At 63.4% G+C, this 13,269-nt stretch carries 14 protein-coding genes; 5 read left to right on the plus strand and 9 right to left on the minus strand.

What is annotated here, in order from left to right; translation table 11 throughout:
* The first annotated feature begins 5 nt into the window (after window positions 1-5).
* The 5 genes from V1283_RS18985 (at window position 6) to V1283_RS19005 (ending at window position 5,808) form a co-directional block, all read left to right on the plus strand.
* Entirely contained in the window at window positions 6-1,508 is a 1,503-nt protein-coding gene (locus tag V1283_RS18985) for a sugar ABC transporter ATP-binding protein (protein WP_334387974.1), read from the plus strand.
* A gap of 10 nt (window positions 1,509-1,518) precedes the next feature.
* Window positions 1,519-2,553 (plus strand): ABC transporter permease, encoded by a 1,035-nt coding sequence (locus V1283_RS18990; RefSeq protein ID WP_334387975.1) that lies wholly within the window; start codon window positions 1,519-1,521, stop codon window positions 2,551-2,553.
* Window positions 2,554-3,105: 552 nt separating this feature from the next.
* A complete protein-coding gene (locus V1283_RS18995; RefSeq protein ID WP_334387976.1) occupies window positions 3,106-4,731 on the plus strand; it encodes an alpha/beta hydrolase family protein in 1,626 nt (541 codons plus the stop codon).
* 24 nt (window positions 4,732-4,755) lie between these two features.
* Complete coding sequence (locus V1283_RS19000; protein ID WP_334387977.1) at window positions 4,756-5,151, plus strand: hypothetical protein; 396 nt, start codon at window positions 4,756-4,758, stop codon at window positions 5,149-5,151.
* A gap of 258 nt (window positions 5,152-5,409) precedes the next feature.
* Window positions 5,410-5,808 carry a calcium-binding protein gene (locus tag V1283_RS19005; RefSeq protein WP_334387978.1) on the plus strand — a complete coding sequence of 133 codons (399 nt, stop codon included), beginning with the start codon at window positions 5,410-5,412 and terminating at the stop codon, window positions 5,806-5,808.
* 35 nt (window positions 5,809-5,843) lie between these two features.
* Here the strand turns inward: V1283_RS19005 and mtnK are convergent, their stop codons facing one another.
* From mtnK to nuoN, 9 genes are all read right to left on the minus strand, one after another.
* Window positions 5,844-7,130 carry an S-methyl-5-thioribose kinase gene (gene mtnK / locus V1283_RS19010; protein ID WP_334387979.1) on the minus strand — a complete coding sequence of 429 codons (1,287 nt, stop codon included), beginning with the start codon at window positions 7,128-7,130 and terminating at the stop codon, window positions 5,844-5,846.
* 170 nt (window positions 7,131-7,300) lie between these two features.
* Window positions 7,301-7,909, minus strand: a complete 609-nt coding sequence (locus V1283_RS19015; protein ID WP_334387980.1) for a class I SAM-dependent methyltransferase — start codon at window positions 7,907-7,909, stop codon at window positions 7,301-7,303.
* 32 nt (window positions 7,910-7,941) lie between these two features.
* Entirely contained in the window at window positions 7,942-8,289 is a 348-nt protein-coding gene (locus tag V1283_RS19020) for a hypothetical protein (RefSeq protein ID WP_334387981.1), read from the minus strand.
* A gap of 18 nt (window positions 8,290-8,307) precedes the next feature.
* Entirely contained in the window at window positions 8,308-8,595 is a 288-nt protein-coding gene (locus tag V1283_RS19025) for a hypothetical protein (protein ID WP_334387982.1), read from the minus strand.
* Between the two features lie 13 nt (window positions 8,596-8,608).
* Window positions 8,609-8,884 (minus strand): DUF1467 family protein, encoded by a 276-nt coding sequence (locus tag V1283_RS19030; protein ID WP_334387983.1) that lies wholly within the window; start codon window positions 8,882-8,884, stop codon window positions 8,609-8,611.
* A 6-nt stretch (window positions 8,885-8,890) separates the two neighbouring features.
* The gene (gene mce / locus V1283_RS19035) at window positions 8,891-9,295 is read right to left on the minus strand and encodes a methylmalonyl-CoA epimerase (RefSeq protein WP_057849481.1); all 405 of its coding nucleotides are present in this window, start codon (window positions 9,293-9,295) and stop codon (window positions 8,891-8,893) included.
* 48 nt (window positions 9,296-9,343) lie between these two features.
* Window positions 9,344-11,014, minus strand: a complete 1,671-nt coding sequence (locus V1283_RS19040) for a ribonuclease J (protein ID WP_334387984.1) — start codon at window positions 11,012-11,014, stop codon at window positions 9,344-9,346.
* Window positions 11,014-11,826 carry a biotin--[acetyl-CoA-carboxylase] ligase gene (locus V1283_RS19045; RefSeq protein WP_334387985.1) on the minus strand — a complete coding sequence of 271 codons (813 nt, stop codon included), beginning with the start codon at window positions 11,824-11,826 and terminating at the stop codon, window positions 11,014-11,016. The genes V1283_RS19040 and V1283_RS19045 overlap by 1 nt, the downstream gene beginning before the upstream one ends.
* Window positions 11,823-13,265, minus strand: coding sequence for an NADH-quinone oxidoreductase subunit NuoN (gene nuoN / locus V1283_RS19050; RefSeq protein WP_334387986.1), 1,443 nt, complete (start codon window positions 13,263-13,265; stop codon window positions 11,823-11,825). The genes V1283_RS19045 and nuoN overlap by 4 nt, the downstream gene beginning before the upstream one ends.
* Window positions 13,266-13,269: the final 4 nt, after the last annotated feature.

Below are 13,269 nucleotides of genomic sequence, written 5' to 3' on the forward strand. Positions count from 1 at the left end.
CCAGCATGCCCAGCGGACAGCAGCCCATCCTCGAACTGCACGACATCACGAAGGCCTTCGGCGGCGTCGAGGCGCTTCGTGGGGTCGACTTCGCGCTGACCGCCGGCGAGATCCATGGTCTCGTCGGCGAAAACGGCGCGGGGAAAAGCACGCTGATGAAGATCATCGCCGGCGTGCATGCGGATTTTTCCGGCCGGTTCGTGCTGGACGGAAGGGAGACCCGCTTTCGATCGGTGCGCGACGCGCATGCGGCCGGGATCGCGATGGTGCATCAGGAACTCAGCGTCGCGCCTGATCTGACGGTGGCCGAGAACGTGTTTCTGGGCAGCCAGCCGACCAACCGTCTCGGCCTCGTGCAATGGCGGCGCATGGCGCGCGAAGCCGGCGAGCAATTGAAGCGGTTCGGCATCGACGTCGATCCGATGTCGCGGCTCGGCGACCTGCCGATCGGGCTGCAGCAACTGATCGAGATCGCCCGCGTGCTGTCTTCTGGCGCCCGCATCATCATTCTCGACGAGCCGACCTCGGCGCTGTCGCCGCCCGAAGTGGAGCGCCTGTTCGCGACGCTGAAACGGCTGCGCGACGAAGGCACCAGCATCGTCTTCATTTCGCACTTCATCGAGGACATCCTGCGCGTCTCGGACATTGTGACCGTGTTCCGCAACGGCAGGAAAGTCGCGGAGGCCGCCGCGTCGGAGACGAGCAAGCCGGCATTGATCGAAGCAATGATCGGCAAGGGCCGCGAGGCGCTGGAAGAGACCTACATCCACGACATCATGCTGCCGCCGCCGACCGATCAGCCGGTGGTGCTGAACGCAAACGGGCTGACGCTGGCCGGCCGCCTGCGCGAGGTTTCGTTCGACGCCCGCGCCGGCGAGGTGCTCGGCATCTACGGCTTCATGGGATGCGGGCAGCTCGAACTGGCGCGGATCCTGTTCGGCAAGCTCAAGCCTGACCAGGGCTCGCTGGCGATCGCCGGAGAACAAAAAGCCTTCCGCAGCACAGCCGGCGCCCGCCGCGCCGGGATCGCCTTCGTGCCCGAGAGCCGACGCGACATGCTGTTCCATCAGGAGCCGGTCTACAAGAACGTCTCCATCAGCATCCTCGATCGCATCTCGTCACTGCTGCTCAAGCCGTCGCGCGAGCGCTCGATCGCCGCGCGGCAAGTAGAGCAGTTGCGGATTCGCCCGGCGGCCGTCGATCTCGACCTCGGCATGCTGTCGGGCGGCAATCAGCAGAAGGTGGCGCTAGCAAAATGGTTGAGCTATCCGCCGCGGCTATTGGTGCTGTGCGAGCCGACCCGCGGCATGGATGTCGGCGCCAAGAACGACGTCATCCACATCGTCAGGGATTTGCGCGCCACGGGACTCGCCATCATCGTGCTTTCCACTGAGCCGGAGACGGTGCTGTCGCTCGCCGACCGCGTCATCGTGCTCAAGCGCGGCGCGGTGGTGCGGGAATTTGCCAACGAACAGATCAGCAAGGACCGCCTGCTCGAAGCGGCGTGAGGAGGCCGGCATGACTTCAGGTGAAAGCGTGACAGTCGCCGCGGATCGCAAGCGGCCTCGCGGGCTCGCCGCAATGCTGCGCTCCCAGATGCGCAACATCGCGCCGTTCCTGACGCTGATCTGCCTGTTCGGCTTCTTCGCCGCCGCCAGCCCCTCCTTTGCGACGCTGGACAACCTCGGCAACATCCTCACGCAAATCTCGGTCACCGGCATCATCGCCGTCGGCCTCACCTTCGTGATCCTGTGCGCCGAAATCGATCTTTCGATCGCCGCCATCGCTAACGTCACCGGCATTGCGGTCGCCTATTTCACGCTGCAGGACTCCTACGTCAACATCGCCAACGTCCCGATGCCCGGATGGGCCGCGATCCTGCTGGCGCTGGCGCTGTGCGCGCTGCTCGGCCTCGTCAACGCGTTCGGGCTGACGGTGATCGGCATCCCCTCCTTCATCATGACGCTGGCGATGATGCAGATCGCCGCCGGCATCTCGGCGCTCCTGGTGCGCGGGCAGATCGCCTACAAGGTGCCTCCGCTGGTTACGACCTTGGGATCGACATCGATCGGCGGCATTCCCTGGATCGTGATCGTGGCAGCGGCGATGCTGCTCGGCGGCCATCTGGTGCTGACCTATACCAGGTTCGGCCGCTACGTTTACATGGTCGGCGGAAACCGCGAGGCGGCGGAATATTCCGGGCTCAACGTCAAGCTGATCCTCGGCAGCGTCATGGTGATTTCGGCGGTCTGTTCGGGGATCGGTGGCATGCTCGGCGTCGCGCATTTTGGCAGCGCGCAACAGAACGAGTTCGACACCTATCTCCTGGATTCGATCGCCGCCGTCGTGGTCGGCGGCACCAGTCTGTTTGGCGGTCGCGGCGGCATCGGCAATACCATTGTCGGCCTGTTCGTGCTCGGCGTCCTCAACAACGGGCTCGACCACGTCAACATCGACAGTTTCCTGAAAATCCTGATCCGCGGCCTGATCCTGCTGGCGGCGCTCGTCATCAACGTCTATGCGCAGCGGTTGAGGGAACGGACAGCGGAGTAAGGCATGAACGCATAGCTGCGCGTGTCTGCCTTTGGGAAGCAGGCTAGCCATCCCGGATGTCGACTTTTGTGGCCCTGAGCCGAAGTGACTCGAAATACCTTGCATGCCCGGCTGTCGACGGCGGAGCAGACTAAACTTTCGCGCATGCGATGGAAGCGGTTCACTTCCTTTCCGAATCGTCCTGACTCCCGGGCCGACCACCAGACGGCGCACAAATAATCTCGATCGCCTGCAGGCTGTAATCTGGATCACTCTCGCACGGCAAGACACGTGGTAAAGAGACGGTCAAATGACGAGGTTCGATCATGCCAGTCATATTCGACCTGCGTTGTCGCCAATATTGCAATGCGCGCCTCACTCAAATGCGGAAGCAATGCTGCTCCGCACTGAAAACCATGAAGCTCCAAAAGCAATTTACGATGCGATGTATCCCGGCGGCGCTGGTGATCGGGTAGCAGTTTAAGCGACTCGCGACATGCCGCCGATCACGGCCAGCCAATTTGCACTGACCATTTCACCCGTCAATCCGTTGAGCGAGGGTAAGGAAAGAGCATGACCGTCGCGCAAGAAACTGGAGAACTCAGGAATCCGGGCCTCCCCGGTAGTGAAGAGTTCGACACCCTCATCTACGGCTCGCCGCCTCTCGCCTATCCAGCGGCCTTGTCCCAGTACGTGATCTACAATAACCCGGACCCGGCCTACCTCACGGGGCGCATCAATGTCTCAGCGTTCGCCAATCTGGGGGCCGCGACGCCGTGGCCCTTTACCAACACGAACGTACCCCTCAACGGACATATCTGCATTCCGCGCGGAAGAGGACCCTTCCCGCTCGCCGTGTTCGCGCACGGCAACCACAGTCCATTCGAGAACTCCACGCCCGGCTACCTCTATCTGTGCCAGTTGCTGGCGTCACACGGGATCATCGCAGCGACGATTGATGTCAACTTTCTCAACGGATCCAATTTCGGCGAGAACGACGCGCGGGCCGTCGTCCATCTCGAACACCTGAAACAGTTTCGGAACTGGAACAACACGTCCGGGCATCCGCTGCACGGCAAGGTGGACCTGAACAGGATTCTGATCGTCGGCCATTCGCGTGGCGGCGAGGCCGTCGGACACGCTTCCTTCTTCAACCGGCTGGCCGCAATTGGCCCCGTTGTCCTCGATGGCTCCGCGGGGCTTGGCCCATACCGCTTCGCACTGAGCGCAGCGGCGGCCATCGCCCCTACGGATCGGCAATTCGTCCCCGTCACGGGACCCACCGTCGTCCCGGATTCCTACTTCATTATTCACGGCAGCAAGGACTCGGACGTCTTCACCTTCGAGGGCTATCATACCTACGAACGCGCCCACGCCGTAGACTTGGCCAACCCGACGGTCTCTGACGGCAAATTCAAGGCCACGCTGTGGGTGCACAAGGCCAATCACAACCAGTTCAACAGCGTTTGGGCGCCGGAGACCGCACCGGGTGTGGCGATGCCGCGGCCCAGCCAGGAGCAGATCGCCAAGGTTCATCTCGGCGCGCTCGCCCTCGCCGTCCTCCTTGACCGCCACGAATACTTCGCTGTCCTGCACGATCACGCTGTGGCCACCGCGTGGGATCCCGCCGGCACCGAGCTGGTCTCGCAATATCAGGATCCCCAGCGCATCTTCGTTCAGCACAATCAGGAAGGTCTCGGGCCACTGGTAGTCTCGCTTCCACTACAGGGCACCGTCGCGGCCGATGGCGTGGTGGCAACGCGGCAACTCACGGCACTGGTCGGCGGCGCCGCCACGACGACCATCACGGTCCGCCTGGCCTGGAACGCCGCCGGTTCCCGGCTGCTGCTGCAGGTGGATCCGGCCACGCTGCCCGCTGAACGCTACAAGGTGCTAGCCCTTCGCGTGGGTCAGTCCAATGAGGCCGCAAACACCGCAAATCGGGACCAGGATTTCACCCTTGAGGTTTCCAGCGGTTCGCGTACCGCCGTCTTTCCAGCGAGTTCCCTCCACAGGCTGCTGTTCCCCGACCCGCCGCCCTTTGGACCGGCCAAGATCGTGATGCAGACGCTGCGGTTGCCTGTGGCCCGGCTCGTTGAATGCGGTGTGGACCCGAGCGACCTTCGCGCCATCGCCTTGGTATTCGACCGGCGTCAGACGGGCGTTGTTTACACCGGCGATTTGCAGTTCACTAACTGAAAATATTCCATTCGAGGTATCGTCATGCCGCTACCGGAGCCACCGAAAGTCGCAGCGGTCGAGGTCATCGCCGCGCAACCTACCGAAACCGACCGCGCCGCAGTTGCGCATATGGGCGCGACAGAGCCGAAGGCCGTCTACGTTGTGAAGGTGAAGCTCAAAGCCAAGCCTCCGGTCACGTCGATGGCCTGGGCGCTGTACGTTAATGACGAGCTTGTCTCGAAATACTGGGAGTACGCCGACGGGATTTATTTCACCGTCTCCGACCCCCAGTTCTTCACCAGGCACCGGGGGAAGCAGTTGCGCTTCTCGCAGAACGGCACCGACTTCTTCGATACCGGCGTGAAACTGGCGCCGGCCCCATCGGTCGCCGAGGACAACGCGATCAGACTGCCGCTGCAGGCCGACGTGCTCAAATAGGGTTGCGCTGCAAGGGTGCCCTCCGTGTTCCGGACGCGGTGCAGCCTGGGCGATGCGCAGCATCGTCCGGCAACGCTACTCTGCGGAGCCAAGATCCACCGCAGCGCTTCGCCAACAGTGCATCACACCGCAAGCGCGGCGCGCTACGCTGCGTCCGGGGAACGCTCCTACTAGTCCAGCGCCTAGCGGTTGGAACCGATAGCGCGACCATTTATTGGTGCATGTACCTGCAACTGGCTTTGCTTGGGAGATCTGAACATGATTTCACGCCCATTCGTTGGTCTAGCGCTGGCCGCTGCTGTGGCATTCTCTGGTCCCGCCTTGGCGAAGGACCGCGCCGACCCGATCAAGATGTTCGACTCCGACAACGATGGTACCCTCGACCTGCCCGAGGTGAAGAAGGCAGCGTCGGCAATGTTTGCCAAATTAGACCCGGATCGGGATGGCACACTCGATGCGCGTGAGTTACGCGGCAGATTGAGTGCCAAGGAGTTCGCTGCAGCCGATCCCGACCATGATGGTACGCTGACGCTGGACGAGTATCTTGCTGTCGTGGAGCAGCGCTTCAACGCAGCCAATCCAGACAAGGATGGAACGTTGGATGCCAAGGAATTGCGATCACCTGCCGGCCGGGCTCTGCTGCGGCTCATGAAATAGTGCCAACTTAGCGCAATCGTCCTCGCCGAGTGCCGTCAACCAAAATCCGGCTGCCAGCCGCGGACCTCCCGTGCTGCCGTGGTCACGTCGCCGATGCTGCGGAACGACGCCGTCTCCACCATCATGGTACGCGCGAGCCGCAGGCTCCGCGCCTCGCAGATGGCCCGCTGCTTTGGATCCTCGATCAGTTCGAAATCGGCATTGTGCGCCAGCCCGAGAATGCGGCGGATGATTTTTGCTGCCGAAAATCCCCCGGTGTCGCCGAACAGCCGCGCCATATAGGCCTGCCGCTCGACCTCCAGTCGCGCCGCACCGCCCACGCCGGGAAACAGCGTCCGGGGGTAGGCGTCGCCGTGGGCTTCCGTTCGCCAGAGATCAAGGAACGCGCGGGCGAACTCCGTCCAGACGTTTTCGATCGTTTCCAGCACCCAGACCTCGAACAGCCGCCGTCCGCCCGGCGAGCGTTCGTGGCCGGCGGAGGCCAGATAGCTCATCAGGAGATTGCCGATGACGGCGCCGAGATCGAACCCCATCGGTCCGTAGAACGCGAACTCGGGATCAATCACGACCGTCGAGCCTTCCGTCACCATGATCGAGCCGGTGTGGAGATCGCCGTGGATCAGCGCTTCCGGTGCGTTCAGGAATTTCAGTTTCAGCCGCGAGATCGCGACGTGGAGATCGAGGTCCCCGCGGAAGGCGGCCGCAGTCGAATCGAGCCAGGGCTGTGTCCAGCGGTTTTGCTCGGCCACGCAGTAGGGATCGGTGAAGATCAGGTCCTCGGTGATCTTGCACAGCGCATGGTTGCCTGCGAACGCCGCGATCCCCTCCTTCTTCTGGGCTGCAGGAATCGCGAGGTCGGAAGAGAAAAACAGCGTGCGCGCCAGAAAGGTCGCGATGTCCCCGACAAAGCGCGGATAGAGCGTGCCGGCAATCAGCCCCTTGCGCATGATGATATGAGGCTCGATCAACTCCATGACGACGAGCGCGAGCCCCTCGTTGTGGTGCAGCACGGCCGGCACCAGGCCGGGCGCCAGCCGCGCCTGATGCGTCAGCGCCAGATATTCGTAATGCGAGCGCGACAGCGGCAGCGGCCAGCTTTCGCCGACGAGGCGCACATAGGGTAGCGCCTGCTTGACGGCGATGCCGCCCGCGGCTCCCTTGACGATGAAGACGAGATTGAGGTTGCCGTCGCCAACCTCGCCGATCGACCAGGAAGCCGGCGCGCCGCCAAGCCGGGCCGCGACCGCCGGGAGCCCCGCAAGATAGTCCCGCAGGTCGGCTTCATGAAGAATTCGATATTCGTCCTGCCGGGGATCAGCCAATGATCGCTGCTGTGAACTCATCGCCGCCTGACCCCCCATGCCGGTACGGGAGGTCCCACGCACTCCCGCTTCAGGAAATTCGATCCGATATCGGCCTTTTTCTTGACCGGATCATAATCGCAAAATGCGGTCAGCGACCAGCGTTCACCGTCCGCATTTGCCCTGGCGTCTCAAATGAGCTGCGCGAGCCAGATGGTGTGGCCGCCGCAGTCGGGGTCCTCAACGACATGCGACGCCACGCGAAACCCGTTCTGATCCAGCAATGAACGATATTCGGCGGGGTCGAGGCTCGCATGATACAGCGGCTCGCCCCCAAAACTTCCGATCGCCTCCCCATGCGTCGGGCCACTTGTGAACATCAACACCGCCTGGGGCGACGCGTGCTCGCGAAACACCGGAAACATGTTGCGTTGGTCGTCGTAGCAGAGGTGAAAGAAACTGTCCCACGCCAGGATGCCGGAAAACTTCCGCTGCAGGGCAAGCTTGCGCATATCGGCGACGACCCATTCCTGTTTGGGAAAATGCCGCCGGCAGACATCGATCATGGCCGGCGACGAATCGACGCCAACGACGGGATGATCAAGCTCGATCAGATACCGGGCCATTGGCTCGGCGGATCCGCAGCCGAGATCGAGGATCGGGCTAGCCGGTGGCAGCAGCGCCCGGAAACGGTCGAGCCAGGATTTTTCAAACAACCTGGTGCGTCCGCGACGCTCGATCCAGTCCCGCGCCTTGCGCTGGTACAGATCAATGATCCGGGCGGCTTCTTCCGATGCCATTCGGCAATTCACGCATCTCTTGTCGACCGAACCTATTCCCGTTCCAGGAAATTCGAACCGATATTGGCCCTTTTCTTGACCGGATCATAATCGCAAAAGACGCTGTCGGCGACCAGCGTGTAGCTCGGGATGATCGTGTCCTTGTCGAGCTTGACCGAACTCACGCCGATGACGGCGGTCTGCTTGCCGCCGGTCCATTTGAACGGGGTAGTGCTCTGCGCCCTCTCGCAGGCGGCGACCGCATCGGCGAAGACCGAGCCCTCCACGAAGGCCTTCACCGTCCGAAGCTGCCCCAGCGTCTTCCAGTTCATGTAGAACGACCCGGCGAGCCCTGCGGCGAGCAGGACCACGAGCGCCAGCAAAATTCTTTGAATAGTCATTCCTGTTCCCCCGGCAGACTAGCGCTTGCCCGCGCTTGGCTGAGACTGTGCCCTCTCATGGGTCGTCGAGAGCCCAGTCAGGCGGTGAGAGGCCGGGACCGGGGACGCATTGGTTTTCCGTTGCGAAGGATTGGCAGCGAACGAATGGCCTTTGTTCTGGGAAACCTGCCCGGCCCCGCAATGCTCCTGATTGGCATCGCAAGCCATCAGGCAATTGGTTTCCTCCATGGCGGACTGATCCATCGCGGCAGCCTGGCCGCCGATCGATGCAAGCAGCAAACCTACTGGAACGACGCTGCGCCGCATTGTGCTCAATTCCCTAGAACGGCAGCCCCATCAGCTTCGAGAGCCGCTCGATGTTCAGATAGCCCTGATAATACGCCCACATGCCGATGCCGAAAATCACGCCTGAGATTAGCGTGGTCCAGAGCAACTTCCAGCCCATCCTCGCCATGACAGGGGCGCCCGGATCGGTGCCGGCTGCCCCCTCGCCGTCCTCGTGCTGGCTGCGGACGCCGAACGGCAGGGTCACGAACAGCACGACCCACCAAAGCACGAAGTAGATCGCAAGCGCGGTGGAGACGCTGTAAGCCATGAGACTCTAGGCCTGTTCGATTTCGACGAGCGCGCCGGAAAAGTCCTTGGGATGGAAAAACAGCACCGGCTTGCCATGGGCGCCGATCTTCGGCACGCCGTCGCCGAGCACGCGCGCGCCCTCGCTGATCAGCTTGTCGCGCGCGGCGATGATGTCGGGCACGTCATAGCAGATGTGATGAATGCCGCCGTCGGCGTTGCGCTCGACGAATTTGGCGATCGGCGAGGCCTCGCCGAGCGGCTGGATGAACTCGATCTTGGTGTTGGGCAGCGTCACGAACACGGTGATGACGCCGTGCTCCGGCAGCGGCACCGCGCCGGAAATTTCCGCACCGAACGCGCCGCCATAGATCTTGGCCGCCTTCTCCGCATCCTTGACCGCGATCGCGACATGATTGAGCCGGCCCAGCATGACACTCCACTCCCTGCTTCCTGCGTCAGTTCGAAAACGCTTTTTACCTCAAACCGTCAGCACATGAACGAGGCAAATCGGCTTCTTGCCCCACTGCTCGTTGATGGCGGCCCGCACCGCGCGGCGCACCGATTCCGCAGTCGCGTCCGCATCGCGCCGCCGCGCCCGCGGCAGCCCTTCCACCGTCGAGACCACCGTGTCGAACACGATCTCGTCGATCACCTCGCCGGCCGCATTCTTCTCGGGGATGCCGACGAGATCGACCTCGGGATCGTCGGCCAGTTCGCCCTTGTCGGTCATGGCGATCGCCACGAAGGCGCAGCCGGCAAATCCCATCCGGCGCCGCTCGACCACGGCGCGGGACTTGGAATCCTCCAGTATATTGCCGTCCTTGTAGAGCCGCCCCGACGGCAATTCGTCGATGATGCCGGGGTCGCCGGGCCCGAGCTTGACCAGATCGCCATTGCGGCAGGTCAAAACCTTCGGCACGCCGGCGGTGCGCGCCAGCTTGGCGTGCTCGGAAAGATGCAGCGCCTCGCCATGGACGGGGATCAGGATCTGCGGGCGCACCCATGAGATCATGTCGCGCAGTTCGTCGCGGCGCGGATGGCCGGAGACGTGGACGAGATCGGTGCGGTCGGTGATGACCTCGATGCCCTGAACCACCAGGCCGTTGATGATGGCGCCGACCGCCTTCTCGTTGCCGGGGATGGTGCGCGAGGAAAAGATCACGCTGTCGCCCTTGTTCAGCGTCACCTGCGGATGGTCGTTATTGGCGATCCGAGCCAGCGCCGCCCGCGGCTCGCCCTGACTGCCGGTGCACAGCGCCAGCACCTTGTCTGGCGGGAAATGGCCATAATAATCGGCGCCGCGGAAATTCTGCACGCCGTCGAGATAGCCGGTCTCGCGGGCGACCTGCACCACGCGTTCCATGGCGCGGCCGACCACCACCACTTCGCGATCGGCGGCCTTGGCGGCATCCGCCACGGCTTTCACCCGCGCGACGTTGGAGGCAAAGGTCGTGACGGCGACCCGGCCCTTGGCAGCCTTCACCAGCTTGGCGATGGTGGCGGCAACCTCGGTTTCCGAGGGCGAGCGTCCGTCCCGCACCGCATTGGTGGAATCCCCGACCAGCGCCAGCACGCCGGCATCGCCGAGTTCGCGCAGGCGCCGCTCGTCCGTGGGAAGACCGATGATCGGCGTCGGGTCGATCTTCCAGTCGCCGGTGTGGAGCACGGTGCCGACGGAGGTATGGATCGCCAGCGCATGCGATTCCGGAATCGAGTGCGCGACCGGGATGAATTCGACGGTGAACGGCCCGAGATTGACCCGGCCGCCCGACGGCACCACAGTCACGGGGATCTTCGGCGGGTTGCGCTCGGCGGCGCATTTCGCCTCGAACAGCGCCGCGCTGAATTTGGTGGCATAGACCGGGCATTGCAGCTTCGGCCAGAGATCTATGATGGCACCGAAATGATCCTCATGGGCATGCGTCAGGACCAGGCCCATCAGGTTCTTGCGCTCCTTCTCCAGGAAGCGGATGTCGGGCATGATCAGGTCGACGCCCGGCAGATGCTCCTCGTCGCCAAAGGAAACGCCGAGATCGACCGCGAGCCAGGAGCGCTGGTTGCGGTTGCCGAGCCCGTAGATCGACAGGTTCATGCCGATCTCGCCGACGCCGCCGAGCGGCGCAAAGGTCAGTTCATCCGGCCGCGCCATCAGGCCGCTCCCACTGACGCCGCGGTGCCGAAATAGACCTCGCCCGCCGTGACGGCCGCGCGCTTGCCATCGGCTGTGCGAACGATCAGGCAGCCGCTCTCGTCGATGGTATCGAACGTACCTTCCACAGTCGCGGTTCCGGTCTGGATCGCGATCCGCTCGCCGAGGCCGAACGCACGCTCCAGCCACTGCCTTCGGATTTCGGCAAAGCCGCGGCCATTGTCCCAGATGCCGCGGAATTCGACCCAAGCGTCAGATAGCGCCGCGAACAGCTCCTCCGCGCCGATTTGAACGCCGAGCGCGGCCAGCGACGTCGCCGGCGTCGGTGTGCCCTCTGGCGCGGCGATGATGTTGGTGCCGATTCCCGCCACGACGGCCAGCTCACCGCCCGCCACGACCTCAGCCTCCACCAGCAACCCGCAAAGCTTCTGCCCGCGAACCATAATGTCGTTCGGCCACTTCAGGAGATATTTCAATTGATCCGATCCGGCCAGCCGCAGATTGGCCTCTACGCTGACACGTCGCAGCGCCGTTTCATGCGCCAAACCGAAGGCAAAGCCCATGGTCGCCGCAACCGCGGGCGAAACATCCATCACTTCAAGCACGCTGCTGGCGAGGTTGCCGCGCGGCGCGACCCAGGCGCGCTGCCGGCGGCCCCGGCCGGCGATCTGCTCCGTCGTCACGAACCACATCGGGCCGCGCTCGCCATCGCGGGCGCGGGACATGGCTTCGGCGTTGGTCGAACCGATCTGGTCGAAGGCGGCGAGACCGTAGCCCGCCGATCTGGCTGTGGGACCGAGCGTGAAGGTCATCCTGGGAACAGCGACTTCGCCGCCGCCGTGGCGACGCTGACCAGCGGCCCCGGATAGACGAAGAAGAAGATGTTGAAGATACCGGCCACCGCCAGCACTGTCCGCAGTTCGATGCGCATCGGTTCGATCTGGCCGACAGGCTCGTCAAAATACATCACCTTAATGATGGTGAGATAGTAGAACGCGCCCACGACGCTGGAAAGCACGCCGATGACGGCGAGCGTGAACAAGTCGGCCTTGATCGCAGCCACGAAGACGTACCATTTGGCGAAAAAGCCCGCGAGCGGCGGAATGCCCGCCAGCGAGAACAGCAGCATGGCGAAGAAGAACGCCAGCAGCGGATTGGTGCGCGACAGGCCTGCGAAATCGCTGATCTGCTCCATCGGCTGGCCATTGCGCTTCATGGAAAGGATCACGGCGAACGAGCCCAGCGTCATCGCGATATAGATCGCAATGTAGACCAGCACGCCCTGCGCGCCCTCCACCGTGCCCGATGCCAGCCCGACCAGCGCAAAGCCCATATGGCCGATCGACGAATAGGCCATCAGGCGCTTGATGTTCTTCTGCCCGATGGCGGCGAACGATCCCAGCGCCATCGAGGCGATCGCGACGAAGACGAGAATCTGCTGCCATTGCGGGACGATGCCGGGAAAAGCCGTCAACGTCACGCGGGTGAACACCGCCATCGCGGCGACCTTCGGCGCCGAGGCAAAGAAGGCCGTGACCGGTGTCGGCGCGCCCTCGTAGACGTCGGGCGTCCACATGTGGAATGGCACCGCCGAAACCTTGAAGCAGAGCCCGGCCAGCAGGAACACGAGGCCGAACACGATGCCGACGCTGCCGGTTTTCACCGCCGCCGCGATGCCGGCAAATTCGACCGTGCCGGTGAAGCCGTAGATCAGCGAGGCGCCGTAGAGCAGCATGCCCGAGGACAGCGCGCCGAGCACAAAGTACTTCAGGCCGGCCTCGGTGGACTTGGCGTTGTCGCGGTTGCTGGCGGCGACCACGTAGAGCGCGAGGCTCATCAGCTCGAGACCGAGATAGAGCATGATGAGGTCGGCGGCCGAGATCAGCACCATCATACCGAGCGTGGAGAGCAGCACCAGGATCGAATATTCGAAAATCCGCCGCGACGGGTCGGACAGGAACTCGGTCGACAGGATCAGCGTCGCCGCCGAACCAATGATGGCAAGGGTCTTCAGGAAGCGGGCGAAGTCGTCGACGATGAAACTGCCGCCGAAGGTCATGAGCTTGCCCGCCGGCAGCATCAGCTCCAGCGCGCCGGTGACGACCAGCAGCACCACCGCAAGCGTGGTGACGAGCCTGGTCATCCCCTCACCGCGATAGGCGCCGAGCATCAGCAGCGCCATCGCGCCAACGGCCAGCACCAGTTCCGGCAGCACCGGCAGCAACTGATAACCTGCACTCGAAAAGTTCATGGCG

Source organism: Bradyrhizobium sp. AZCC 2262 (assembly GCF_036924535.1).
Taxonomy (GTDB): domain Bacteria; phylum Pseudomonadota; class Alphaproteobacteria; order Rhizobiales; family Xanthobacteraceae; genus Bradyrhizobium.